Source organism: Bradyrhizobium sp. SEMIA (assembly GCF_014844175.1).
Taxonomy (GTDB): Bacteria; Pseudomonadota; Alphaproteobacteria; order Rhizobiales; family Xanthobacteraceae; genus Bradyrhizobium; species Bradyrhizobium arachidis.
Window position 1 is genome coordinate 6573368 of the sequence record NZ_CP046601.1, and the last position, 24014, is coordinate 6597381.

General features: G+C 64.5%; 22 protein-coding genes, 1 tRNA gene and 4 pseudogenes. 16 read left to right on the top strand and 11 right to left on the bottom strand.

The window, feature by feature from the left end:
* Positions 1 to 20: 20 nt before the first annotated feature.
* The 5 genes from FOM02_RS31650 to FOM02_RS31670 form a co-directional block, all read right to left on the bottom strand.
* On the bottom strand, positions 21 to 1070 hold the full coding sequence (locus FOM02_RS31650) for an ABC transporter substrate-binding protein (protein ID WP_027561908.1): 1050 nt from the start codon (positions 1068 to 1070) through the stop codon (positions 21 to 23).
* On the bottom strand, positions 1070 to 2209 hold the full coding sequence (leuB, locus tag FOM02_RS31655) for a 3-isopropylmalate dehydrogenase (protein ID WP_027561907.1): 1140 nt from the start codon (positions 2207 to 2209) through the stop codon (positions 1070 to 1072). The genes FOM02_RS31650 and leuB overlap by 1 nt, the downstream gene beginning before the upstream one ends.
* A complete protein-coding gene (gene leuD, locus FOM02_RS31660) occupies positions 2206 to 2841 on the bottom strand; it encodes a 3-isopropylmalate dehydratase small subunit (protein WP_027561906.1) in 636 nt (211 codons plus the stop codon). The genes leuB and leuD overlap by 4 nt, the downstream gene beginning before the upstream one ends.
* Entirely contained in the window at positions 2842 to 4251 is a 1410-nt protein-coding gene (leuC, locus tag FOM02_RS31665) for a 3-isopropylmalate dehydratase large subunit (RefSeq protein ID WP_027561905.1), read from the bottom strand. It lies immediately after the preceding gene.
* A gap of 165 nt (positions 4252 to 4416) precedes the next feature.
* Positions 4417 to 5370 carry a LysR family transcriptional regulator gene (locus tag FOM02_RS31670; protein ID WP_027561904.1) on the bottom strand — a complete coding sequence of 318 codons (954 nt, stop codon included), beginning with the start codon at positions 5368 to 5370 and terminating at the stop codon, positions 4417 to 4419.
* A 371-nt stretch (positions 5371 to 5741) separates the two neighbouring features.
* Between FOM02_RS31670 and FOM02_RS31675 the strand changes: the two are divergent.
* Positions 5742 to 5937: pseudogene (locus tag FOM02_RS31675) on the top strand (LLM class flavin-dependent oxidoreductase); the annotation flags it as partial.
* Positions 5938 to 6204: 267 nt separating this feature from the next.
* On the top strand, positions 6205 to 7194 hold the full coding sequence (locus tag FOM02_RS31680; protein WP_035731961.1) for a Bug family tripartite tricarboxylate transporter substrate binding protein: 990 nt from the start codon (positions 6205 to 6207) through the stop codon (positions 7192 to 7194).
* 297 nt (positions 7195 to 7491) lie between these two features.
* On the opposite strand, the gene FOM02_RS31685 is transcribed toward FOM02_RS31680, so the two are convergent.
* Positions 7492 to 7581 (bottom strand) — tRNA-Ser (locus tag FOM02_RS31685).
* A 136-nt stretch (positions 7582 to 7717) separates the two neighbouring features.
* Here FOM02_RS31685 and FOM02_RS31690 point away from each other — a divergent pair.
* Positions 7718 to 8580, top strand: a pseudogene (locus FOM02_RS31690) (alpha/beta fold hydrolase).
* Positions 8581 to 8973: 393 nt separating this feature from the next.
* On the opposite strand, the gene FOM02_RS31695 reads toward FOM02_RS31690, so the two are convergent.
* Positions 8974 to 10095: an ROK family protein gene (locus tag FOM02_RS31695; RefSeq protein ID WP_027561902.1), complete on the bottom strand. Its 1122-nt coding sequence runs from the start codon at positions 10093 to 10095 to the stop codon at positions 8974 to 8976.
* A gap of 329 nt (positions 10096 to 10424) precedes the next feature.
* Here FOM02_RS31695 and rplU point away from each other — a divergent pair, with 329 nt between their 5' ends.
* The 3 genes from rplU to FOM02_RS31710 all read left to right on the top strand — a co-directional run bounded on the left by rplU (position 10425) and on the right by FOM02_RS31710 (position 11915).
* Entirely contained in the window at positions 10425 to 10799 is a 375-nt protein-coding gene (rplU, locus tag FOM02_RS31700) for a 50S ribosomal protein L21 (RefSeq protein ID WP_027561901.1), read from the top strand.
* A gap of 102 nt (positions 10800 to 10901) precedes the next feature.
* On the top strand, positions 10902 to 11171 hold the full coding sequence (gene rpmA / locus FOM02_RS31705) for a 50S ribosomal protein L27 (RefSeq protein ID WP_018643862.1): 270 nt from the start codon (positions 10902 to 10904) through the stop codon (positions 11169 to 11171).
* 150 nt (positions 11172 to 11321) lie between these two features.
* Positions 11322 to 11915: a GNAT family N-acetyltransferase gene (locus FOM02_RS31710; RefSeq protein ID WP_027561900.1), complete on the top strand. Its 594-nt coding sequence runs from the start codon at positions 11322 to 11324 to the stop codon at positions 11913 to 11915.
* Positions 11916 to 12112: 197 nt separating this feature from the next.
* Here FOM02_RS31710 and FOM02_RS31715 read toward each other — a convergent pair whose 3' ends face one another.
* On the bottom strand, positions 12113 to 13027 hold the full coding sequence (locus FOM02_RS31715) for a DMT family transporter (protein ID WP_027561899.1): 915 nt from the start codon (positions 13025 to 13027) through the stop codon (positions 12113 to 12115).
* 300 nt (positions 13028 to 13327) lie between these two features.
* On the opposite strand from FOM02_RS31715, the gene FOM02_RS31720 reads away from it, so the two are divergent.
* The 5 genes and pseudogenes from FOM02_RS31720 (at position 13328) to FOM02_RS31740 (ending at position 17663) form a co-directional block, all read left to right on the top strand.
* Positions 13328 to 13807, top strand: coding sequence for a MaoC family dehydratase (locus FOM02_RS31720; protein WP_027561898.1), 480 nt, complete (start codon positions 13328 to 13330; stop codon positions 13805 to 13807).
* A 103-nt stretch (positions 13808 to 13910) separates the two neighbouring features.
* Positions 13911 to 14627, top strand: a complete 717-nt coding sequence (locus FOM02_RS31725) for an ATP-dependent Clp protease adaptor ClpS (RefSeq protein ID WP_265440554.1) — start codon at positions 13911 to 13913, stop codon at positions 14625 to 14627.
* 109 nt (positions 14628 to 14736) lie between these two features.
* Positions 14737 to 15777, top strand: coding sequence for a GTPase ObgE (obgE, locus tag FOM02_RS31730; RefSeq protein ID WP_265440555.1), 1041 nt, complete (start codon positions 14737 to 14739; stop codon positions 15775 to 15777).
* Positions 15778 to 16059: 282 nt separating this feature from the next.
* Positions 16060 to 16290, top strand: a pseudogene (locus FOM02_RS31735) (sulfatase-like hydrolase/transferase); the annotation flags it as partial.
* Between the two features lie 284 nt (positions 16291 to 16574).
* Positions 16575 to 17663, top strand: a complete 1089-nt coding sequence (locus tag FOM02_RS31740; RefSeq protein ID WP_265442228.1) for a sulfatase-like hydrolase/transferase — start codon at positions 16575 to 16577, stop codon at positions 17661 to 17663.
* A 130-nt stretch (positions 17664 to 17793) separates the two neighbouring features.
* Here FOM02_RS31740 and FOM02_RS31745 read toward each other — a convergent pair whose 3' ends face one another.
* The 3 genes from FOM02_RS31745 to FOM02_RS31755 are packed head-to-tail and all read right to left on the bottom strand — an operon-like array spanning position 17794 to position 19295.
* A complete protein-coding gene (locus FOM02_RS31745) occupies positions 17794 to 18303 on the bottom strand; it encodes a hypothetical protein (RefSeq protein WP_028146487.1) in 510 nt (169 codons plus the stop codon).
* 27 nt (positions 18304 to 18330) lie between these two features.
* Positions 18331 to 18465, bottom strand: coding sequence for a hypothetical protein (locus FOM02_RS46950; RefSeq protein ID WP_322596920.1), 135 nt, complete (start codon positions 18463 to 18465; stop codon positions 18331 to 18333).
* Positions 18462 to 19295, bottom strand: a complete 834-nt coding sequence (locus FOM02_RS31755) for a tripartite tricarboxylate transporter substrate-binding protein (RefSeq protein ID WP_265440557.1) — start codon at positions 19293 to 19295, stop codon at positions 18462 to 18464. The genes FOM02_RS46950 and FOM02_RS31755 overlap by 4 nt, the downstream gene beginning before the upstream one ends.
* Before the next feature lie 210 nt (positions 19296 to 19505).
* Between FOM02_RS31755 and proB the strand changes: the two are divergent.
* From proB to rlmH, 5 genes and pseudogenes are all read left to right on the top strand, one after another.
* Positions 19506 to 20625 (top strand): annotated as a pseudogene (gene proB, locus FOM02_RS31760) (glutamate 5-kinase).
* 283 nt (positions 20626 to 20908) lie between these two features.
* Positions 20909 to 22204 carry a glutamate-5-semialdehyde dehydrogenase gene (locus FOM02_RS31765; protein ID WP_027561891.1) on the top strand — a complete coding sequence of 432 codons (1296 nt, stop codon included), beginning with the start codon at positions 20909 to 20911 and terminating at the stop codon, positions 22202 to 22204.
* A 16-nt stretch (positions 22205 to 22220) separates the two neighbouring features.
* Positions 22221 to 22865 (top strand): nicotinate-nucleotide adenylyltransferase, encoded by a 645-nt coding sequence (locus FOM02_RS31770; RefSeq protein WP_027561890.1) that lies wholly within the window; start codon positions 22221 to 22223, stop codon positions 22863 to 22865.
* A 205-nt stretch (positions 22866 to 23070) separates the two neighbouring features.
* Entirely contained in the window at positions 23071 to 23427 is a 357-nt protein-coding gene (gene rsfS / locus FOM02_RS31775) for a ribosome silencing factor (protein ID WP_027561889.1), read from the top strand.
* 93 nt (positions 23428 to 23520) lie between these two features.
* Positions 23521 to 24003 (top strand): 23S rRNA (pseudouridine(1915)-N(3))-methyltransferase RlmH, encoded by a 483-nt coding sequence (gene rlmH / locus FOM02_RS31780; RefSeq protein WP_027561888.1) that lies wholly within the window; start codon positions 23521 to 23523, stop codon positions 24001 to 24003.
* Positions 24004 to 24014 lie beyond the last annotated feature (11 nt).

Here is a 24014-nt window from a genome sequence, read left to right on the forward strand (position 1 = left end):
CGCTTGTAAGGCCTGGACGCTCAAGCCGGATAGGCCTTGCGTGCGGCTTCGATGAAGGTCGTGTTGACGACATCAGCCATCGCGAGCGGCTTGATGCCGGTCATCTCGCGGAACCAGACCTTCTGGCCACGTTCGAAGCTGGCCGCATCGATGATGCAATCGTAGTCGGTGACCTTTTTCATGACCCCGCAGTCGAAAATATTCGCGTCGCGCGACGTGCTCCCGACATAGGGCTCGATCGCGTCATAGATCTCTTCGGGAGAGTGCCCCTTGATCCACTGCGTCGCGCGCCACAGCGCGGTGACGAACGCCTGCATCTTCTGAGGATCCTTGTCGATGCTCGACTGCAGGCAGAAATGCGACGTCACCGGGACCTTGCCGCCGATATATTTGGTCCAGACCGCCTCGTCCGTTCCGTCGAACAACAATGCGCCCCAGCCCTGCTCGACCGAATCCTTCAGGATCGACGGCGAGTTGATGAGGACGTCGACCTGCTTCGTTTTCAGCGTACCCATCATGGTGTCGACATTGCCGGTGCCGATCCAGGTCACCTTGTCGTCCAGGCCCATGGTTTCCAAGTAATAGGAGGCCCAGACGTGGTTGGTGCCGCCCAGCGACGACACCGAGACGATCGGCTTTCGTCCGTCGGGCCGCTTCCACTTCGCCAGCGCGTCGAGCGTGGTGATGCCCTGATCGAACAGATCCTTGCGGATGATGAAGATCGCGGCGTTGCTGCGGGTATCGACCGGCATCAGGACCCGCGCGCTGCGGCCGTGATTGCTGAGCTGCATCGGGTGGGTGATGTCGCCGATGCCGATATCGCCCTGGGACGAGGCGATGATCTCGCGTGTCTTCACGCCGCTGCCGCCCTGGATCAGCTTGCAGTCGAGACCGGCCTCCTTGAAGAAGCCGATCCGGTCGGCGACGAATTGGGATTGATAAACGGGAATGGCCACCGGATAGATCACGCGGCCCGATGGATTATCCGCCCACGCCCGCCCCGCCGCCATGGAGGCACCTGCGCCGGCGACAATCGTCAGCGCAGACCGTCTGGTGATCCTGGTCCTCATCACGCGTGCTCCCTCTCCTTGCCGGCCACCTTGTCGAGCGCGTTCAGCACCGCATCGCCCATCTCCTGGGTCGAAAGTCTTTTTGTGCCGGGTTCGGCGATATCGGCCGTTCTTGCGCCGGCGGCGAGGGCCGTATCCACGGCCTTCTCCAGCAGCACCGCATCATCAGGCCGATTGAGGGTGATGCGCAACATCATTGCGACGCTGAGGATCGAGCCGAGCGGGTTGGCGATGCCCTTGCCCGCAATGTCGGGCGCGCTGCCGTGGACCGGCTCATAGAGCGCCTTGCGGCGGCCCAGCCGGTCCGGCGGCCCGAGCGAGACCGACGGCAGCATGCCGAGTGAGCCCGACGCCATCGCGGCGCAATCGGAGAGAATGTCGCCGAAGATGTTGCAGGTCACCATGACGTCGAACTGCGACGGCGCCCGCACGATCTGCATCGCGGCGTTGTCGACATAGAGATGCGTCAGCTCCACATCGGTAAATTCCGCTTGATGCAGCGCCGTCACCTCCTCGCGCCACAATACGCTGGTCTCGAGCACATTGGCCTTGTCGACGGAGCAGACCCGGCCCTTGCGCGTCCGCGCCAGCTCGAACGCGGTTCGCGCCACCCGGCGGACCTGGCTGGTGGTGTATTGCTGGGTGTTGAAGCCGCGGCGCTGGCCATCGGACAGCGTTTCGATGCCGCGCGGCTCGCCGAAATAGATGCCGCTGGTGAGCTCGCGGATGATGATGAAATCGACATCCTTCAGCACCGAAGCCTTGAGCGGCGCGGAATCCGCCAGCGCGGGACTGGCGACGATGGGCCGGAGATTGGCATAGAGGTCGTATTTGCTGCGCAACGACAGCAGGCTTCCCGCCTTGCGCGCCGCGGCAGGGACCTCAGTGGTCTCCGGGCCACCAGTCGCGCCCCAGAGGATCGCGTCGGCCTCCTCCATCGCTTCGGCGGTATCGTCCGGCAATACCTTGCCTGTCGCCAGATAGGGGATGAGACCATATTGCGCTTCGCGCAGCGCCACCGGAATGCCGCGCCGCGCCGAAAACCATTTGAGGATGCGATGCGACTGGTCGGTTACCTCAGGGCCGATGCCTTCGCCGCCGACCACGGCGACCTTGATCATGTTCGAGAGCGTGTTCATGCTTGATGTCCTGCAAAGTGAATCCACGGCCGCGCGTCGCGGTCCGATGCCTGGAAAGCGCGAATCTCCTGGTCGCGCCGCAGTGTCAGCGAGATCTCATCTAAGCCTTCGAGCAGACCCGCGCGCCGGCGCGGATCGATCTCGAAGACGTGCCGTGACCCCGACGGCGAGGTGACCGTCTGCTCCACCAGATCGACGCTGAGGCGTCCCGCGCCCTGGCTCGCTTCGATCTCCGCGGCGAGGCTGTCGATGATGGCTTTGTCCAGCACCACCGGCAGGATGCCGTTCTGGAAGCAATTGGCGAAGAAGATGTCGCCGAAGCCGGATCCGATGATGGCGCGGATGCCCATTTCCTGAAGCGACCACACCGCCGCCTCGCGCGAGGAGCCGCAGCCGAAATTCGGACCCGTGACCAGGATTTCCGCCTGGCGATACGGCTCGCGATTGAGGATGAACTCCGGATTATCAGAGCCGTCAGGCAGATAGCGGAGCGAGCCGAACGCCCATTTGCCGAGACTGCCGCGAACGGAATTTCCGATCATGCGGTTGATGCTGATGATGACATCCGTATCGACATTCGTGCGCATGATCGGCGCCGCTGTCGCGGTCAGCTTGGTGAAAGCTTGCGCCATCTATCGCTCCATGGTCCGGACGTCGGCAATGGCGCCGGAGATCGCCGCCGCGACGGCCATGGCCGGGCTCGCCAGATGGGTGCGGGCACGCGGCCCCTGCCGGCCGATGAAGTTCCGGTTCGACGTCGACACCGAGCGCTGACCGGGCGGCACGGTTTCGCCGTTGGCGGCAAGGCACATCGAGCAGCCGGGCTCGCGCCATTCGAAGCCGGCGTCGATGAAGACCTTGTCGAGCCCCTCGGCCACCGCATCGCGCTTGACGGTCTCCGAACCCGGCACGACCCAGGCGCGCACGCCAGGTGCAACCTTGCGGCCGCGCGCGACTTCGGCTGCCGCGCGCAGATCGCTGAGTCGGCTGTTGGTGCAGGAGCCGATGAAGACCCAGTCGACCGGCGTGCCGGCGATCGGCGCGCCCGGCGTCAGGCCCATATAGTCGAGCGCGATCTCGATCGCGCCGCGGCGGGCCGGGTCGGCGATATCAGCGGGATCCGGGATGCGGCCATCGACACCAAGGACATGCTCCGGACTGGTGCCCCAGGTGATCTGGGGGATGATGGCTCCGACATCGATCGACACCTCGCAATCGAACACCGCATCGCTGTCGCTCCGAAGCGCCCGCCACGCCGCAATCGCCCGCTCCCACATCTCGCCCTTCGGGGCATAGGGACGGCCGCGGATGTAGTCGAAGGTTTTGTCGTCAGGTGCGATCAACCCCATCTTGGCACCGAGCTCGACCGACAGATTGCAGATGGTGAGCCGCCCTTCGATCGGCATGTCCCTGATGGCACTGCCGGCATATTCGACGGCATAACCGGTGCCGCCGGCGGCGCCGACATGGCCGATCAGCGCGAGGATGAGATCCTTCGCCGTGACACCGAACGGCAATTTGCCGTCGAACGTCACGCGCATGGTTTTGGGCCGGCGCTGGATGATGGTCTGGGTCGCCAGCACGTGGGTTAGCTCGCTGGAGCCGATGCCGAAGGCGAGAGCGCCGAGCCCGCCATGGGTGCAGGTATGGCTGTCGCCGCAGACGATCAGGCAGCCGGGCAGGCTGAGACCGAGCTCAGGCCCGATGACATGGACGATGCCCTGCCCCGGCTGGTCGATGTCGAACAGCTGGATGTTGCTGGCTGCTGTCTCGGTCCGCAACGCCGCCAGCAGCTCCCACCCGGTCTTGATGGTGCCGGCCCGCCCGGACGCGGTCGAAATCGCATGATCGGGCGTCGCGAAGGTCAGCTCGGGATTGTGGACCGGAATGTTGCGGCTTTTCAGGTCGATCAGGCCGCGGGAGCCGCCGAGATCGTGCAGCAGATGGCGATCCACGTGAAGCAGATCGGTATCGTCGCTGAGCTGCGCGACGACATGCTGGTCCCAGATTTTGGCCAGCAGCGTACGACCGTGCGTGTCCACGATCCGTCCTCCCTATCCGGCATCTGATGTGCCGTATTGCTGCCGATCATGCCGACCGGCAGAGATGTTGGGAAGGAGGATAAAAGAGCGTTCCGCAAATGTGCAGTGACGGTTGGGCAGTCGGCCATCGCGGCCGGCGATGGCTGGCCGTCGGCACGGGCGAGGTCAGCTCCTGCTGCGGACGACCGTCAGGCGGTCGGAGCCGCTGCTCGCGGCGAGACGCGCACCATCCGGGTTGCGCAAATGGTCCACCAGCAGTTTCGTGACCGGTGGCAGCGATTTGTAATCGCGCACGCCCATGACCAGCTCGCGCCGCGCCCAGGACTCATCGAGCGGGATGGTGACGAGGCTGTCGACGCCGTAGCGGCCGCGAACGATCTCGAGCGGCACGACCCCCACTCCCATCTTGGCATCGATGACGCGGAACAGCGCATCGAAACTGCTGACGCGGATGCGCACCTTGAGGTGCTGCCCGAGCGCCGCAGCGGCCCTGACGCACAGCGTCTCGATCGAGCTGCCTTTCTCGAGGCTGACGAAGTCGAAATCGACCAGCTCGCGGAAACGAACGCTGCTCCGGCCCGCCAGCGGATGGTCGCGCGTGACGAGCGCGACCAGGCTGTCGCTGCGATAGGACAGCAGCTCCAGATCCTGTCCGTCGATGTTGCCGCCGAAAATGCCGATGTCGGCCCGGTTCTCCACCACGGCGCGGACGATCGCGGGGCTCAAGTCCTCCTCGATGTCGATGTGGACCAGCGGATGCCGTTCCAGGAACAGGCTGAGCTCGTCGGCGAGCGCTTCGAGGATCGCGGACTTGTTGGCGCAGACCCGGATCAGCCCGCGCTTGCCCTGTCGGTATCCGGTCAGCTCGCTCTCGAGCCTAGAGAGGTTTCCCAGGATGATGCGGGCATGCTCGAGCAGGGCGAACCCGGCCGGCGTCGGCTCGATCCCCTTGGAATGGCGATGCAGCAGCTCGACCTGGAAGCGGTCCTCGATGTCAGAGATGCGGCGGCTGACCGCGGACGCGGCGATGTTCTTTTTCTCCGCCGCCTTCGCGATGCTCTGCTCCTCGACGATCGCGACGAACAACTGCAGCGTGAGGAGGTCGATTTTAGCCGTCATCGGGGAATCCTCGGGCAGACGGGGCGATTATAGCCTTCTTCAACCGCAGCCGGCGACTGATGGACCAGCTCGCGCGCCGCTTCCGTAGCCGATCAAATAAAAATGCCGAAAACAACCCCATGCACAGTAGCCGGCGGCTGCAAGATCAATGACTTACGCGCGAGCCGGAATTGGTGACGCGTCGGGCAAAAGTTCAAGAGCAAAACGAGCCAAGGGATCGCAGCTTATGGCCCGAAGGCGATCCATCGATCTTTTCATATTCTGCAAAAGAGATGCTCAAACTGCGCCAATGGTTGGAAGAGACTCGAGACTGTAGCCTTCGCTCAACATGGCCATAAACGGCCACACTGCAACGAGGGAGGACTGCATCCATGGAGTTCGGCGTCTTCGTCCTGGCGCAGCAGCGCGGTTATCATGAGACCTCGCGACAGGTGATCGACAACGCGGTCGCGCAGACCGCCCCGCGGAAGCCGCCGGTTTCGATACGGCCTGGTATGCCGAACATCCCTTCAACAATTGCAGCGTGTGCCGCCGCTGCTGATGGTGGCGCACCGCGCCGGCCTCACTGGCGAGCGTCGCCATCGAGGCGACCGGCGTTGGCGAGGCGCGACGCGGGTTGACGGTCAGGTCCGTCATCTCGCTGTGCATGGATCCACCCAGGCCTGCTGGTCGGCATCAACGTGACCTCGGCGACGCGCAGCGGCGACGGCGATCCCCCAGTCAATTTCCAGGGCTCGTTGCGGACGCTGCCGCAATTTTGATCGTTAAGAATGGGATGAGCGAATGATTGTCGAGTGTACGGCTGCAGGCCTGAGCGGGCGTCCCGCAGGGACGGTGACGAGAGCGCTCCTCTGCCTCGTCGCCGCGACGACGCTGGTGCTTCAGGCGGGCAACGCGGCGGCCCAGACGGCCGCGGAATCCTGGCCGAACCGCGCGATCACCTGGGTGGTGCCGTTCGGGGCCGGCGGCGTCACCGATCTCGTCTCGCGCAAGATCGCGGAGCTGCTGCGGACGCGGCTTGGGCAGCCCGTGGTGGTGGAGAACCGACCCGGCGCTGGCGGGACCATCGGGACGGAGTTCGTTGCCCGGGCCCAGCCGGACGGCTACACCGTGCTCTACGCCTCCGGCGGACCGATGACGATCCAGCCGAACCTGGGGATGGCGAAGCTCAACTACGACCCGCTCAAGAGCTACGTCCATATCCGCGGCGTGAGCTCGGCGAACCAGATCCTCGTCGCGACCGCAGCAGCGCCCTACAGCACGCTGGCTGAGTTCGTCGCCTACGCGAAGGCCAACCCGGGCAAGGTCAATTTCGGCTCACCCGGCCCCGGCACCGCCCAGCACCTTGCCGGCGAGATGTTCCAGGCGGCCGCCGGCATCAAGCTGACCCACGTGCCCTACAAGTCGGGCTCGAGCCAGATGACCGACATGATGTCGGGCATCCTGGACGTTTCCTTCGATTACCTCGCCGTGCTCAGGCCGCTGATCGACACCGGTAAGGTCAAGGTGCTCGGCACCACCGGCGCGGCGCGGCTGGCCGCGCTGCCCGACGCGCCGACGGTGCTCGAGGCCGGCTACCCGGACGCCGTCAGTGTCGGCTCGACCTGGGTCTCGGTCCCGGCCGGAACCGACCCGAGAATCGTGGGCAAGCTCTCTGAGGCGCTGGCCGCCGTGCTCGCTGATCCCGGCATCGCTGCCGATCTCGCCACCAACGGCCAGGTGTCGATCGCCGACAAGGGGCCGGCCGAGATGGGACCGTTCATCGTCGAGGAGACCGCACGCTACAAGCGGGTTATCGAGAGCGCGGGCATCGCCGCGCATTAGCTCACGCGCACGGCGGTGGGCATCGTGCACTCGAAGGAGCGGCTGGCGAGCTCGAATTCGAACCTGAAGTCGTATTCGAATCTGGAGGCGCGAGGGATGTCGGCGCCGCCTCGATGGCGACCGCGGCCGTTCACGCGAACTTGGCGTCCAGACCGGAGATAGATTCCGCTTTCCGGACGCTCCTCCGGCATGAACAGCGCGTTGACCCTGGTCCGTGTACCAACGGTGATCCGGAACGAGGCCCAAAAAGTCCTTTCGGATCAAAAGGCTCACTGTTTCGGCTGTTCTCGATTCTGCTGGCGGAGAGGGAGGGATTCGAACCCCCGATAGGCTTGCACCTATGCCGCATTTCGAGTGCGGTGCATTCAACCACTCTGCCACCTCTCCTGAAGGCGCCATATAGGAGCTGCGGCCCCTGTGGTTGGGGGCGTTAATAGGCGAGGATGGCTGGCCAGACAAGGCGCGAAAGGGGAAAATCCGCTGCCTCTTTCGCCCGCCGTTCTTCAGCCCTGGAGGAACCGCCATGGAGCATCTCACGGTCAAGGCTAACGGGGCCAATTTCCACGTGGTCCGCGCCGGAGGCGAAAACCGCTGCTTTTGCTGCATGGTTGGCCGGAATTCTGGCTGACCTGGAAGCCGGTGATGGCCCGCCTGGCGGACCGCTTCATGCTGATCGCGCCCGATTTGCGCGGCTTCGGCGACAGCGACAAGCCGGACGGGGCGTACGGTCCGGACGGCCACGCCGCCGACATGCTGGCGCTGATGGACCGCCTCGGCATCGACCGATTCGGCGTGGTCGGCCATGATGTCGGCGGCGCCGTGATGCAGCCGCTGGCCCGGCAGGCGGCGGAGCGGCTGGCAGGGCTGTTTTTCTTCGATTTCGTCTATCCCGGCATCGGGCCGCGCATGGCGGCGCCTGATCGGCTCAACCACATCTGGTACCAGTCCTTCCACCAGATGGAGATGGCGCCGGCGCTGGTTGGTGCGAGCCGCGAGACCTGCCGGCTTTACATCAGCCACTTCCTCAAGGGCTGGGCGCATCGGAAAGATGCCTTCGACGATGTCCTCGACGCGTTCGGCGACAACTTCTTCAAGGACGGCAACCTCGCCGGCGGCTTTGCGCATTATCGCGCCTCGCATGCCGGGCGCGTCGCGATGATGAAGGGCGAAGCACCGCTTCTCCCGCCGATCATCGTGCCGACCTGCGTGCGCTGGGCCGAGCACGATCCGCTGTTTCCCTATGCCTGGACCGACCGGCTGGGCGAGACGTTTGGCGCGCTTGATCTCGCGATGTTTCCCGGCGTCGGCCACTTCCCGCACCGGGAAGACCCCGATCGCGCGGCCGCGGAGATCGCGGCGTTCTTTCAGCGCATCGGCTGGAGCTAGAGCATGATCCGGAAAAGTGCGCAGCGGTTTTCCGAAAAGATCCTGCTCAAACAATAACCTAAAGCGCGATGACGATTCATCCTGATCTCATCGCGCTTTGGGGCTCGCGGAAACCCAAAAACGGGTGGGACCGCCAGACGCGGTAAACACTGGCGGTCCCGGTGCCGCTCATTGAAATGCTGGCCAGGAAGGGCGGCTTCGCCGGCCAGGGTGAGGCGACGATGCGACCCTAGCGTGCAGCCGGTGCGCCGCAACGCAAAGCGGTCCTTAACCTAACCAGTCAAGGTTACTCCGGCGCCGCATCTGTTCCGACGACGTCGGAACGGGGCGCCGAATCCATTTTTTGCGCGTTTTCTTGAGCGAACCGGAATCCACTTCGCTCGAAAACGCTGGTTAGTCCGACTTGCCCTTTTTCTTGCCGTTCTCCGTAGAATCCCGGTCCTTGCCGTTGCCCTCCTTGCGGCGGTTGGTGAACCGGGCATTGCCGAGCCCGGTGCCAATGGTGAGCACGCCCCAGCGCGAGACATCCTGCATGAACGGCACCTCGGAGAGGCCCTGAACCACGCCGTCATTGTGCATCACGATCGCGGTGTCGTGCCCGCCGATCTCTGGGATACCCTCGATCAGGCTCGCCGGCAGGTTGAACTTGCTGCTCTCCCAATTGCCCGGCAGGTTCTGCGCGCCCTTCTCGATCGAACCGTCCGCGTTGATCACGCCGGGACATGCGATGCCGATGAAGGGCGCGAGCTTGAAGCCTTCGGCTTCGGCCCCGGTGATCAGTGCCTTCAGCATCTTCGTCAGCCGCTTCACCGCGCCTTCGCGCGTCGGCTCATCGTCGGCATGACGCCACAGCTCGGAGTCCACGACCTTGGCCCTCGACAGGTCCTTGGCTTTTTTCCAGCCGGTCTCGACCAGGCCGCAGCGGATGTTGGTGCCGCCGATGTCGACCGCGAGGATGCTGTCATGGGCCTCGAAGATCCAGGATGGCGCGAGGTGCAGCGCGCCGATCAGGCCGGCTTCATCGGGGTGATGGCGGATCGGCATCATGTCGATCTTGAAATCCTCGGATTTCAGGATGATCTCGGTGCGCGCGATCGCGAGCTCGCCGAGCCGGGAATCGCGAAAACCGCCGCCGACCACGATGCGCTCGGTCTTGGCCCAGGCCTTAGTCTTGAGGAAACGACGGGTGACGTAGGCGAGCTCCTGGGCAAAATCCTCGATCGCGCTGTGCACCACTGCGGAGGCCTCGGTGTCGTCGCCGATCAGGATGGCATCCAGCGTCTTCTTGCTGATGTTCTCCGACGGCTCCTTGCCGAACGGGTCCTCGCCGGTCTTGCGCAGCGGCTTGCGCCAGCGGTCGAGGATCTCGCGGAACGCGCTCTTGCTGGCGCGGTCGCCGAGGAAACCGTCCTCGTCCTTGATCTCGAGGTTGAAGCTGTCGACGTCCACCGACGGCAGCCGCTCCGCCCCGTGCTGGGCGATGCCCGTCGTATTCACCAGTTCGTCTGTTGCCATGAGAGCCCTTGCCCGCTTAACCGTCCGGCGGACTAACTGCCCGGGAACCCGATGGTTGCAGCGCGGACCGAGATTCGCTGGGGCCGTGGATGGGGCCCAAATCCTTCAAATCCGGGCCGTTTCGCCCGCTTTTCCTTGACTTGCGGAGACCAGCGGCTATAAGTCCCACAGCCGGCGCGGGGCGTTTCTCGCGCCGCTTGTTTTTGCGTGGGTTTTCAAAGGGATAACTCCCACCCGCACAAAACGCAGATAAACCCATAGCGACTGACAAAAAGCCGGCCCGGACGATTCTCGTCGCGAGGCCGGGATTGAACACGGAGAAAAAAACGATGTTCGCAGTCATCAAAACCGGCGGCAAGCAATACCGCGTCGTGCCGGATGATGTTCTCGAAGTAGGCAAGATCGAAGGCGAAGTCGGCTCGATCGTGCAGTTGAATGAAGTTCTGGTGCTCGGCGGCGACACGCCGGTGCTGGGCGTTCCGACGGTCGCAGGCGCGTCCGTTGCGGTCGAGGTGCTCGACCACAAGCGCGGCCCGAAGGTCATCGCGTTCAAGAAGCGCCGCCGCAAGAACTCGCGCCGCAAGCGCGGCTACCGTGACGAGATCACGGTGCTGCGCATCAGCGAGATCCTGACGGATAACGCCAAGCCCACCAAGGGCCCGCGGCCGAAGAAGGAGAAGGTGGCAAAGGAAGCCGCCGAGTAACGAAAACCGATCACGCCAATTCACGAATTGATGCGTGCGACGTTTTGAAATGATTCCGTCAAGGAATTGACCTAGAACTACGCAGGATTTCGGAGACGAGCCATGGCTCACAAAAAAGCAGGCGGTTCATCGCGCAACGGACGCGATTCGAAGGGTAAGCGCCTCGGCATCAAGGCGTTCGGCGGGGAGATCGTCACTCCCGGCAACATCATTGCGCGTCAGCGCGGCACCACCTGGCACCCGGGCCTTAACGTTGGCATGGGCACGGACCATACCTTGTTCGCCAAGGTCGAAGGTCGTGTTGCGTTCCAGGCCAAAGCCAACGGCCGCACCTTCGTATCGGTACTCCCGATCGCAGAGGCGGCTGAATAGACGGTGGATCATTTGGAGTCCGCCGGGTCCTACCAAACCGGCGGAGTCCAGAGATCAAAAGATCGAAGGCTCCAAGGGGAGGCGGGAAACCGGCCTCCCCTTTTCTTTGACTTGCTCACTTTTCACTTAGTGACTTTCACGGAGCCGGACATGTTGCAGGATTTCTCGAGCGTGACCTTGCGGGAGGCGAGACCGAGCGTCGTCGCCACCGAGCGGCTGACCTTGCGGCGGCCGACCCTCGCCGATGTCAGGACCATCGCCCAGCTCGCCAACGACCTCCGCATCGCGGAGAACACCCGCCGCCTCCCCCATCCCTATTCGCAGGACGACGCCGTCGAATTCATCCGGGCCACGTCCGAGCTCGGCAGCGAGACCGTATTCCTGATCGAGCAGGACAGCGGGCCGGTCGGCATGGTCGGGATCGACTGCTCCACGCCTGGCAATGCCGAGCTCGGCTATTGGCTCGGCGTCGAGCATTGGGGCCAGGGCTTTGCCACCGAGGCCGCGCGCGGCGCGATCGACTTCTTCTTCGAGGAGTTCGAGGACGACCACCTCTACGCCGGCGCACGCGTCACCAACCCGGCCTCGCGCAAGGTGCTGGAGAAGTGCGGCTTCCAGTGGAGCGGCGTGCAGCTGCACCGCTTCCTGGCGCTGGGCTCCTCGACGCCGGTCGACTGCTTCCGTCTCTCGCGCGGCGTGTGGTCGTCGCTGAAGAGCTGGAGCAGCGCGAGACGGATGAGGTAGGCGGAGGCGCTGCCGCAATCACCGTGAGGCAGGCAGAAGCGCAACCACATTCACAACTGTCGTCCCCGCGCACGCGGGGACCCATAACCACAGGAAGGAGTGCGGGACGCGGCGCCCACTCCGAGTCTTCGTCAAACCACGCCCTGGGGGTATGGGTCCCGGGTTCGCGCTTTGCGCGCCCCGGGACGACGTTGTGGCTACACCGGTGGATTGACCTCTTCACTGGCGCGCCCCAAATCGCGCTCCCGCAGATAGATGTAGAACCCCGCGCCGATGATGATGGCCGCGCCGACGATGGTGGCGACCTGTGGCACATCCCCGAATACGACGAAGCCGAAGATCACGGCCCAGACGATCATCGAATATTGGTACGGCACCACCACGCTCGCCGGCGCGAGCTTCAGCGAGCGGTTGACGCAGAACAGCGCAGTGACCGAGATGAGCCCGGCCAGCGCAAAGAAGACGAGGCTCCCCGGCGTCGGCGGCACCCAATGGAATGCCGACAGCACCGCACCCAGCGAGAAGGTGCCGATGAATTGCGAGGATGCCATCACGATGTCGGGCGTCTTGCGCAGGCTCCGCGTGATCAGCATCAACGTTGCGAAGGACAGGCTGCCGCCGAGCGCGATCAGCGCCGGCAGGCTCACCGTCTGCGCCGACGGCCGCAGCGCGATCAGGACGCCGCAGAAGCCGATCAGAATCGCGGTCCAGCGCCGCCAGCCGACTTTCTCCCCCAAGAAGATCGCCGACATCGCGGTGACGAAGATGGGGCCGGCGAGATAATAGGTGATGACGTCGGCGAGCGGCAGATAGACCGTCGCGAGGAAGAAGGCGGCGACCTCGAGCGTCGAGAGCACGACGCGAAACAGCTGCAGACCCGGCCGCTCCAGATCCAGGAACTGGTGGCGCTGCTTCCAGATCAGCGGCGTCAGCAGCAGCAGCGCCGCGCAGGCGCGCAGGAACAGGAGCTGCCCCACCGAATACGTCCCGACCAGGAATTTGCCCATGGCGTCGCCGAACGAGAACATGAAGATCGACAGCACCATCAGCGCGATGCCGGCCAGGCGCGCGGAGCGGTCGTCATAGGCGGAGAGGTTTTTGAAGAAGGGCATCGCTATTGGTCGGAGTGTGAAAGTTCGTCGTCGCGAGCGGCTTGTCCGCCGAAGCTCGAAGAGCGAAGGCGGAAGCGAAGCAATCTAGACTGTCTCCGCAGCGGCAGTCTGGATTGCTTCGTCGCTTCGCTCCTCGCAATGACGGCTGAGACAGCGGCGGAAACCGGCGACTAGAGTCGCTTGCGGTCGTTTTAATGACGTGAGCACCCGCGACAAGCCCGCTTGCGCCGAATTGAACGGATTGTCGCACTCTTCGCGGCGCGGTAGCGATAGGCCGCCCACGAACGAAAGAGCATCGACATGACCGACTTCGATCCAGCCCAGCATCGCATGATCCCCACGCAACGCTGGTTTGAGGATTTCGTGGTCGGCGAGCGCTTCGTGCTGCCGAGCCGGACCCAGACCACCGCGGTGTTCGCGGCATTCCAGACCGCGAGCGGCGACACCCATCCCGTGCACTATGATGTGGAATATTGCCGCAGCCGCGGCATGCCGCATCTGCTGGCGCACGGCTTCCAGACCCTGATCCACACCGCGCCCGGCGCCGGCCTGTTTCCGTTCATGGTCGAGGAATCCCTGGTCGGCTTCCTCGAGCAGTCGAGCCGGTTCCTCAAACCGGTTTTCGCCGACGACACGATCTATCCCGCGCTGGAGGTCACCGAACTGGTGCCGGGCCGCACGACCGGCGCGGTGACGCTGAAGAGCACCGTGTTCAACCAGCGCAAGGAGCTGGTGCTGGAGGGCGTGCAGAAATTCCTGATCCGGCGCCGGCCGGGCTAGCGGACACGTCTCACGGCGCGAGCGAAGCAAGCGGGACCGCGTGAACCACGACGGAGAAGGTGCCGACAAACCCCGTGCACACTCCGCATCCTGATGGTCCGCGATGGCACTGCTTCCGCCCTGCTCCGAGACATTCAAGCGTTCGCTCCAGCGCGCGACTTCAGCCGCACGGGCGCAAGGCCGCACGCATCCGGGCCCGCAGGATTTGCTCATCGCATTGATCGAGGGCGAAGACGCATCGCCTGTGCTGAAGGCCTGCGGCATCGACCTCACGCGCCTGCGGAGGGATGTCGAGGCTGCGAGCGCGACGGAGCCAACGACGGGCCTCGGTCATCTGCTCCAGCTTGCCTTCAACGAGGCGCAGCTGTCCGAACGGACGGTCGTGACGGGTGCCGACATGCTCGTCGAGCTGTTCGCCGAGCCGGTCGGTCGCTTTCTTTCGGCACAGGGCGCAACCCGCTACGACGCCCTGGTTTATCTGAGCCATGGTATCGCCAAGGGCGTCGCGGCCGATGTCGAAGCCGATCGCGGCGAGGCGGCTTATCTGGAGCTCGTTCTGCTCAATGAGCCCTATACGCCATCGGAGTTCGTGACCTTCGTTCTCGAAAACGTGCTGGGGATGAGCCGCGAGCGCGCCATCGCGATCGTATTTTCCACCCATGCGCGCAAGCGCGGCTCATGCGGGATCTTTCCCCGCACCGAGGCCGCGGCCTTCCGCGAAAAAATCCAGAACCTTGCGGCGGCCCGTCAGCACCCACTTCGCTGCGTCCTGCTGCCGGCTGGCGGCGCGCCGGCCCGGGACCGGCCGTCGCCAAATTGAGGCAAGAGCGGGATCTGGGGTTAAGCAAGCACCGAAATTTGCCGAATTTCCTGGTTTTCACGGACAAGTCCGGGTTGCCGCTTCCCCGCCTCTGGCCTACCTATGGCCCATGAAATTCCTCGACGAAGCAAAGGTCTATATCCGCTCCGGTGACGGCGGGAACGGCTGCGTGGCGTTCCGCCGCGAGAAGTTCATCGAGTTCGGCGGTCCCTCCGGCGGCAATGGCGGCCGCGGCGGCAATGTCATCATCGAGGTCGCCGACGGCCTCAACACGCTGATCGACTACCGCTACCAGCAGCACTTCAAGGCCCAGAAGGGCGAGAACGGCATGGGCTCGGACCGTCACGGCGCCAACGGCAAGAACATCGTGCTGAAGGTCCCCATGGGCACGCAGATCTTCGACGAGGACCGCGAGACGCTGATCCACGACTTCACCAAGGTCGGCGAGAAATTCGTGCTGGCCGAGGGCGGCAATGGCGGCTTCGGCAACGCGCATTTCAAATCGTCGACCAACCGCGCGCCGCGCAACGCCAATCCCGGCCAGGTGGGCGAGGAGCGCTGGATCTGGCTGCGGCTGAAGCTGATCGCCGATGCCGGTCTCGTCGGCATGCCCAATGCCGGCAAGTCGACCTTCCTGTCCAAGGTCAGCGCGGCGCGGCCGAAGATCGCCGACTATCCCTTCACCACGCTGCATCCGCAGCTCGGCGTCGTGAACGCCGACGGCCGCGAGTTCGTGCTTGCCGACATCCCCGGCCTGATCGAAGGCGCGCATGAAGGCACCGGCCTCGGCGACCGCTTCCTCGGCTATGTCGAGCGCTGCCGCGTGTTGCTGCATCTGATCGATGCGACCTGCGAGCATGCCGGCAAAGCCTACAAGACCGTGCGCAAGGAGCTCGATGCCTATGGCGGGCAGCTCACCGACAAGATCGAGATCGTCGCGCTGAACAAGATCGACGCAGTCGAGCCGGACGAGCTGAAGAAGCAGAAGGACCGGCTGAAGCGCGCCGCCAAGAAGACGCCACTGCTGCTCTCCGGCGTCACCGGCGACGGCGTCAAGGAAGCGCTGCGCGCGCTCGTCGAGGTGATCGGCGAGGCCCCGGTGTCGGCCAAGGCCAAGAGCGCGGCCGAAGCGGAGCCGTGGTCGGCTTGATTTTTCTCGTCGTCCCCGCCTAGTGCGCAATTGCGCACGGGGCGCGGGGACCCATACCGCGTGATCCATCGGTTGCGGACGGTTTTAGTCCCGCTCGACGAGTCTTCGCCAAACCACTCCCTGGGATTATGGGTCCCTGCTTTCGCAGGGACGACAGTGGAGTTTTATGGCCACAGGCACGCGCATCACTGGCTTGTCATCGCGCCTGCGATAGCGCAGCATCCAACAATCAAGAAAATGCAGGGGCGAGGCATGGCGCGCGCGAAGAACGTTCTCTGGATCATGTGCGACCAGCTTCGCTATGACTATCTCGGCTGCACCGGCCATCCCACGCTGAAGACGCCGAACATCGACGCCATGGCCAGGCGCGGCGTCCTGTTCTCAAAGGCCTATGTGCAGTCGCCGATCTGCGGCCCGTCGCGGATGTCATTCTACACCGGCCGCTACATGCGCTCGCATGGCTCGCACTGGAACGGCTGGCCCTTGCGGGTCGGCGAGCCCACGCTCGGCGATCATCTCAAGAAGATCGGCGTCCGCAACGTGCTGGTCGGCAAGACCCACATGGCGCCCGACCTCGAAGGCATGAAGGCGCTCGGCATCCCCCCGGAATCGGTCATCGGCGTGCACGTCGCCGAATGCGGCTTCGAGCCCTATGAGCGCGACGACGGCCTGCATCCGACCGGACGGCCGCGGCCCAAATATGACGAATATCTTCGCAGCCAAGGATTCGAGGCGACAAATCCCTGGGAGCACTGGGCCAATTCCGGCGCCGCGGAAGACGGCTCCTTGCAGAACGGCTGGCTGCTGGTGCACGCCGACAAGGCCGCCCGCGTGCCGGACGAGCATTCCGAGACGCCCTACATGACGCGGCGCGCGATGGACTTCATCGCCGAAGCCGAGACCGACGCCGGCCGTGGTGCCTGCATCTGTCCTACATCAAGCCGCACTGGCCCTACATCGCGCCCGAGCCTTACGCCAGCATGTATTCGACCGATGACATGATCCCAGTGATCCGCTCCGAGCGCGAGCGGCAGAATCCGCATCCGGTGTTCGGCGCCTATATGGACATGCGCTACTCCCGCAACATGGCGCGCGATGAGGCGAGAGAGAAGGTGATCCCGACCTATATGGGCCTGATCACCCAGATCGACGACCAGATGGGCGTGCTGATGAAGTTTTTGGAGGCGCGCGGCCTCTTGGACACCACCATGATCGTGTTCACGTCCGATCACGGCGATTATCTCGGCGATCACTGGATGGGCGAGAAGGATCTGTTCCACGAACAGTCGGCCAAGATTCCGCTGATCATCATCGATCCCTCGCAGGAGGCGGATGCCACGCGCGGCACTCGCAGCGACGCGCTGGTGGAAGGCATCGATCTCGCGCCGACCTTCGTCGATTATTTCGGCGGTAAGGTGCCGGGCCACATCCTCGAGGGACGCTCGCTGCTGCCGCTGCTGCGCGGGCCAACGCCGACGGATTGGCGCAAGGTGGCGTTCTCCGAATACGACTACGCCATGCAGGACGTGCGGTTGAAGCTGAACCAGCCGATCGAGCGCTGCCGCCTTTTCATGGTGTTCGATGGCCGCTGGAAATACATCCACGCCTCCGGCTTCCGCCCGATGCTGTACGACCTCGAAACCGATCCAGAAGAATATGTCGATCGCGGCGACGATCCGGAATGCGCCGCGATCATCGCGCGGCTCCAGGCCGAGCTGTTCGACTGGGCGCTGCATCCGAACGACCACATCACCACGCCGCGCGAGAAGATCGCGAACTATGCGGACAACCAGCTGCAGGTGAAGGGCGGGGTCTTGATCGGCATCTGGGACGAAGCCGAACTCGCCGCGATCAAGGACGGCATCGCCCAGCGCGCGAAGATGTAGACTTCATGGTGAGGAGGCGCTACAGCGCCGTCTCGAACCGTGCAGACCCCGCTGCGACAGCCGGGCCTTCCATCCTTCGAGACGCGCGCAGGAGCGCGCTCCTCGGGATAAGGAATAGAGCACCGGCTAGCTAGCGATCAACCACGTGCCCTTCAAATTCCGGCTTACCCCGCATCAGAAAGAGTCGGTACCACTCGATATCCTTTCGCTCGGCGATTTCGGCGTCCGAGAGTTTCGTCTTCTCGCCGAGATTCAACTGATCGATTCCAAGATTTCGCCCGGCCACATAGATTGCGTAATCGCCCAGCTCGACATCCGCAGTGATTGCCGCATTATTGTCGATCACCGACATGACATGCATCCGTCCGCTTCCGGAATGAAAATGCACACAGGTAATCCGCTGCCATTCGTCCGGCGAAGGCGGCTGATCGCTTGATATCAGCTCAATCCAATGATCGTTGAGGTCCGCTTCCGTGCCGATCATCCGGAACGCGGGAACGCCGGCAAAGCCGCATTTGGATTTAGCAGCATCCCAGTTCCAGTCATCCTCGCTGCCAAGCGAGCTCAATGGATCGTCGCACACGACGATCTGATAATTGCTGGCAAATAACCGGGCAGCACCGAGCAAGCGCCGAGTCATGTGCAGCACCTCAGTTAAAATCGGGCTCTAATTCTCGATCTTGTACCCCGTCGCCTTCACGATCGGCTGCCAGAAGGCCGTGTTGGCGGCCAGCTCCTTCGATAGCCCATCCGCGCTGCTCCCGACCGGGATCAGCCCGATCGCGGTGAGCTTCTCCTTCACCTCGGGCTTGGCGAGCGCGGCGCTTGCGGCCGCGCTGAGCTTGCTGGCGAAGTCGGGCGGCTGCCGGCGGGGAGCCACATGCCGTACCAGGCGTCGGCAACGAGATCGATGCCGCTTTCCTTCAGCGTCGGAACGTCAGGCGCGAATGGCGAACGCTCGGCGCTCGAGACCGCGATGATCTTCACGCCCTTGGCGCGATGCTGCGGCAGCGCATCCGCCAGCGTGGTGATCCCAAAAGAAATGTGGCCGCCGACGAGATCGTTGAGGATCGGCGCACTGCCGCGATAGGGCACGCGCGTGAGCGGAATGCCGAGATCCTTCTCGAGCTTGGAGCCCATGAAATGCGGAATGGTGCCGTTGCTGGGCACGCCGAACGAGGCCTTGTCCGGATGCGCCTTCAGCCAGGCGACAAATCCCTTGAAATCGGCGACGTCCATCGCCGGACTGACCACCAGTGCGAATTCGAACCGCGCCAGGAGCGACACCGGCATGAAATCCTTGGCCGTGTCGAAGCTCGGTGTCGTCTCCACCATCGGCAGCAGGTACATGGTCGGCCCCGTCGTCACCAGCACCATGCTGCCGTCGGGGCTTGCGCCCTTCACCGCCTTGATGCCGATCAGGCCATCGCCGCCGGTGCGGTTCTCGACCACGATGGTCCGTTGCAACACCGGCGCCATCTCCTGCGCGATCAGCCGGCACAGCGTGTCGCCGCCGGCTCCCGCCGCGAAGGGAAAGATGATCTTGCTCAGCCCGGCCTGCGCCTGCACCTCGCCCGCCTGCGCCAGCAGCGGCAGGCCCATACATCCGGCGATGAATTTGCGGCGATCCATACGTGTCCTCCCCAGCCCATTATTGGTTGGCGGCATTAGAGCCGGGCCGGCGCTCAAGACAAGGCCCAAGGACAGCGCGGACCTTCGCCGTTTACCATTCTGGCCGCCTTGCGCCGGTCACCATCCTGCTGCAAAAGCAGGGCTCATCGGCGCCGCCCGTCGCTCCGCCGTTTCCCGAGCAATTCGTTACACGCGCCAGCACATACCCACATGGCCAGCCCCGAACTCAGTCAATTCCGCCGCATCGTCGTCAAGGTCGGCTCCGCGCTGCTGGTCGATTCCGACAAGGGCGAGGTGCGGGCCTCGTGGCTCGCCGCGCTCGCCGACGACATGGCCAAGCTGCACCGCGAGGGCCGCGACGTGCTCGTGGTGTCCTCGGGCTCGATCGCGCTCGGCCGCAGCCGGCTCAAGCTGCCGCGCGGCACGCTGAAGCTGGAGGAGAGCCAGGCCGCAGCCGCCGTCGGCCAGATCGCGCTGGCGCGGATCTGGTCGGAGGTGCTCGGGGCGCATGGCATCGGGGCCGGGCAGATTTTGGTGACGCTGCAGGACACCGAGGAGCGCCGCCGCTATCTCAACGCCCGCTCCACCATCGGCAAGCTGCTGGAATGGCGCGCGATCCCTGTCATCAACGAGAACGACACCGTCGCCACCAACGAGATCCGCTACGGCGACAACGACCGCCTCGCCGCGCGCGTCGCCACCATGGCGAGCGCGGACCTCCTGGTGCTGCTGTCCGACATCGACGGGCTCTACGACGCCCCGCCGAAGAACAATCCGAACGCAAAACTGATTCCAGTGGTGGAAAGCATCTCCTCCGAGATCGAGGCGGTGGCGGGAGACGCCGAGTCCGAGCTGTCGCGCGGCGGCATGCGCACCAAGGTCGAGGCCGCCAAGATCGCGACCACCGGCGGCACGCATATGCTGATCGCCTCCGGCAAGATCGAGCATCCCTTGCAGGCGATCGCCAATGGCGGCCGCTGCACCTGGTTCCTGACGCCGGCCAATCCCATCACCTCGCGAAAGCGCTGGATCGCGGGCTCGCTGGAGCCGAAGGGTACGCTGACCATCGACGCCGGCGCGGTCGCGGCGCTGCGTGCCGGCGCCAGCCTGCTGCCGGCCGGCGTGATCAAGGTCGAGGGCCAGTCGCCCGCGCGACGCCGTGATCGTGCGTGGCCCCGATACCAGCGAGGTCGGCCGCGGCCTGATCGCCTATGACGCCGACGATGCCGAGCGGATCAAGGGCCGCTCCTCTCCGGACGTGATGGCCATCCTCGGCATCAGCGGACGGTCGGAGATGATCCACCGCGACGATCTGGTGGTGGGCGGGTAAGGCCGCCTCCGTCATTCCGGGGCGGTGCGCTAGCACCGAACCCGGAATCTCGAGATTCCCCGGTGCGCAATTGCGCATCTGAGGTCCTGGTCCTTCGGACCATCCCGGAATGACGGCGTAGGTGGTGCGTGGATGGCCGGGTCAAGCCCGGCCATGACGCCGCGGCTGGGCCAGTGGCCGAGGCCCGAACCCGCGTTCCGAAGCCCAGCCATACCCTCCCCGCCCTTCGCAAAAGCGGGATTTCCGTGCTAGGACACCGCCTTAGCAGAAGGTTTTGACCCCCATGGCCGCCCCCCTCAAAGCCGTTGACGGCAATGCCGACCTCCAGGCGCTGATGTCCGATCTCGCCACCCGTGCCCGCACCGCCGCGCGCGTGCTGGCGCTGGCGCCGCCGGAGCAGAAGAACCGGGCTCTGGAAGCCATGGAGCGGGCGATCCGCGCGAACTCCGCCGCGATCCTCGCCGCCAACGCCGAGGACGTCGCCGAAGCCCGCGCGTCGAGCAACATGACCGCCTCCTTCATCGATCGCCTGACGCTGACGCCGGCGCGCGTGGAGTCGATGGCCGAGGGCATCGGCATCGTGCGCGGCATCGCCGATCCGATCGGGATCGTCACCGAGAGCTGGCAGCGGCCGAACGGCATGACCATCGAGCGCGTGCGCGTGCCGCTCGGCGTCGTCGGCGTGATCTTCGAAAGCCGGCCGAACGTTGCGGCGGATGCCGGCGTGCTGTGCCTGAAGTCCGGCAATGCCGTGATCCTGCGCGGCGGCTCCGACAGTTTCCGTTCCTGCCGCGCGATCCATGACTGCCTGGTGCAGGGCCTGCGCGACGCCGGCCTGCCCGAAGCTGCGATCACGCTGGTGCCGACGCGCGACCGCGCGGCGGTCGGCATGATGCTGTCAGGATTGAACGGCGCCATCGACGTGATCGTGCCGCGCGGCGGCAAGAGCCTCGTCGCGCGCGTCGAGCAGGAAGCGCGCGTGCCGGTATTCGCGCATCTCGAAGGCGTCAACCACGTCTATATCGATGCCAGCGCCGACCTCGCCATGGCGAAGTCGATCGTGCTCAACGCCAAGATGCGCCGCACCGGCGTCTGCGGTGCGGCCGAAACGCTGCTGGTCGATCGCGCCGCTGCCGGCACAAATCTGAAGCCGCTGGTCGAGATGCTGCTCGAGGCCGGCTGTGAAGTGCGCGGCGACGATGCCGTTCAAAAAGCCGACGCGCGTGTCAAGCCTGCCAGCGATGACGATTGGGATACGGAGTATCTCGACGCGATCATCGCGGCGAAGGTCGTGGACGGCGTCGACGGCGCGATCGCACATATCCAGAATCACGGCTCGCACCACACCGACGCGATCGTGAGCGCGGATGAGGTTGCTGCGAAAAAATTCCTCAGCGAGGTCGATTCCGCGATCGTGCTGCACAACGCCTCGACGCAGTTCGCCGATGGCGGCGAGTTCGGCTTCGGCGCCGAGATCGGCATCGCCACCGGTCGCTTCCATGCCCGTGGCCCGGTCGGCGCCGAGCAACTCACGAGCTTCAAGTATCGCGTTCACGGCACCGGGCAGACGCGGCCGTAAAGTCGCAGGGCGGGCATTGAGCAACAATTTCGTCGTGCCGCGTTTCGTGGCGCAAGCGGTCCCGCCCCACACCGAGGGCATGCGCATCGGCCTGCTCGGCGGCTCGTTCAATCCGCCGCATCAGGCCCATCGCGCAATCAGCCGCTTCGCGTTGACGCGATTGCAACTCGATCGTGTCTGGTGGCTGGTGACCCCCGGCAATCCGCTCAAGGAGAACGGCAATCTGCATGAGCTCGGCGAGCGCATGCAGGCCGCGCGCGACGTCGCTGATGACCCGCGGATCGAGGTGAGCTGTCTCGAATCCGTCATTCGTACCCGCTATACTATCGACACGATCAACACCTTGCGCCGCCGCTTCTCGGGCCTGCGCTTTGTCTGGATTATGGGCGCCGATAATCTCGCTCAATTCCATCGTTGGCAGGACTGGCGGCGCATCGCTGCCCAGGTGCCGATGGCAGTGATCGATCGTCCGCCGAAGAGTTTTCGTGCCCTCGCCTCGCCCGCCGCCAGGGCCCTGGCGCGCTACCGCCTGCCCGAGGAAAAGGCGGCATTGCTCGCGGACCGGCCTGCGCCGGCCTGGGTCTTTCTGACCGGTTTGAAGCTTAATCTCTCCTCAACGGGCCTGCGGAACCCGGACGGGAGCTGGAAGGGAACCACGTGAGAGGGCGTGTGTGGAGCGGCGTGGGGCTTGGGGCTGTCTGGCATATTGAAACCCTTAACCCCACATGATGTAGTGTAACCGGTGGGCGCCGGATTCGGCGTTCGCGATACAGTGAAAGGAATGGTCCCTGACCACATCTGTATTGTCCAAGTCTGTTTTACCCAAGGTTGCCAAGCCTACGCGTAAAACATCGACCAAAGCGGCCTTGCAGGCGCAACCCGACGCCGACAAGACGCTGAGCCTGATCCTCTCCCGCCTCGAGGATATGAAGGCGGAAGAGACGGTCACCATCGACCTTCGCGGCAAATCGGCGTACTCCGACTACATGATCGTCACCACCGGCCGGGTGAACCGGCACGTCGGCGCGATCGCGGACAACGTCACGAAGGGCCTCAAGGAAAACGGCATCAAGAGCGTCCATGTCGAGGGCTTGCCCAATTGCGACTGGGTGCTGATCGATTCCGGCGATGTGATCGTGCACGTGTTCAGACCCGAGGTCCGCGAGTTCTACAACCTTGAGCGGTTGTACACGCAGGGCCCAGGGGCGGCGAAAGCGATCTAGGCTCACCGAGCCGATTTCGAATCGGCTGACGCGCATGTTAGCGTCGTGCGCGCGCAACCTGCGCGCGGTCTCGAAAACGACTCTGAAGATATCATGCGCGTTGCTGTCATTGCGGTGGGCCGGCTGAAGCAGGGCCCCGAACGGGAGCTTGCCGACCGCTATTTCGAGCGGTTCGACGAAGCCGGTCGCAAGCTCGGATTCCGCGAGCTCAGCATCCACGAAATCCCCGAAAGCCGCGCGCGCGACGCCGCGACACGGATGGCCGAAGAGGCCGCGGCGATCTCCGCGCATGTTCCCGAAAAATCGATCCTGGTGGCGCTGGACGAGCGCGGCCAGAATCTCGACTCCACCGTATTCGCACGGCATCTCGGGCGCTGGCGCGACGAAGGTGCCGGTCATACTATCTTCGTGATCGGGGGGGCCGACGGACTTTCGCCCGAATTGCGCCGTAAGGCCAAGCTCGCGATCGCGTTCGGCGCTGCGACCTGGCCGCATCAAATGGTCCGCGTCATGCTTCTGGAACAGCTTTATCGGGCCGCCACCATCCTGGCCGGCCATCCCTATCACCGCGCGTGACGCGCGCCACA

What these genes read in the sequence shown, in the direction of transcription:
- FOM02_RS31650 (WP_027561908.1), bottom strand. Translation starts at nt 1,070, where the DNA reads ATGAGGACCAGGATCACCAGACGGTCTGCGCTGACGATTGTCGCCGGC.
- leuB (WP_027561907.1), bottom strand. Translation starts at nt 2,209, where the DNA reads ATGAACACGCTCTCGAACATGATCAAGGTCGCCGTGGTCGGCGGCGAA.
- leuD (WP_027561906.1), bottom strand. Translation starts at nt 2,841, where the DNA reads ATGGCGCAAGCTTTCACCAAGCTGACCGCGACAGCGGCGCCGATCATG.
- FOM02_RS31670 (WP_027561904.1), bottom strand. Translation starts at nt 5,370, where the DNA reads ATGACGGCTAAAATCGACCTCCTCACGCTGCAGTTGTTCGTCGCGATC.
- FOM02_RS31695 (WP_027561902.1), bottom strand. Translation starts at nt 10,095, where the DNA reads ATGGCAACAGACGAACTGGTGAATACGACGGGCATCGCCCAGCACGGG.
- rplU (WP_027561901.1), top strand. Translation starts at nt 10,425, where the DNA reads ATGTTCGCAGTCATCAAAACCGGCGGCAAGCAATACCGCGTCGTGCCG.
- rpmA (WP_018643862.1), top strand. Translation starts at nt 10,902, where the DNA reads ATGGCTCACAAAAAAGCAGGCGGTTCATCGCGCAACGGACGCGATTCG.
- FOM02_RS31710 (WP_027561900.1), top strand. Translation starts at nt 11,322, where the DNA reads ATGTTGCAGGATTTCTCGAGCGTGACCTTGCGGGAGGCGAGACCGAGC.
- FOM02_RS31715 (WP_027561899.1), bottom strand. Translation starts at nt 13,027, where the DNA reads ATGCCCTTCTTCAAAAACCTCTCCGCCTATGACGACCGCTCCGCGCGC.
- FOM02_RS31720 (WP_027561898.1), top strand. Translation starts at nt 13,328, where the DNA reads ATGACCGACTTCGATCCAGCCCAGCATCGCATGATCCCCACGCAACGC.
- FOM02_RS31725 (WP_265440554.1), top strand. Translation starts at nt 13,911, where the DNA reads ATGGCACTGCTTCCGCCCTGCTCCGAGACATTCAAGCGTTCGCTCCAG.
- obgE (WP_265440555.1), top strand. Translation starts at nt 14,737, where the DNA reads ATGAAATTCCTCGACGAAGCAAAGGTCTATATCCGCTCCGGTGACGGC.
- FOM02_RS31745 (WP_028146487.1), bottom strand. Translation starts at nt 18,303, where the DNA reads ATGACTCGGCGCTTGCTCGGTGCTGCCCGGTTATTTGCCAGCAATTAT.
- FOM02_RS31755 (WP_265440557.1), bottom strand. Translation starts at nt 19,295, where the DNA reads ATGGATCGCCGCAAATTCATCGCCGGATGTATGGGCCTGCCGCTGCTG.
- FOM02_RS31765 (WP_027561891.1), top strand. Translation starts at nt 20,909, where the DNA reads ATGGCCGCCCCCCTCAAAGCCGTTGACGGCAATGCCGACCTCCAGGCG.
- rlmH (WP_027561888.1), top strand. Translation starts at nt 23,521, where the DNA reads ATGCGCGTTGCTGTCATTGCGGTGGGCCGGCTGAAGCAGGGCCCCGAA.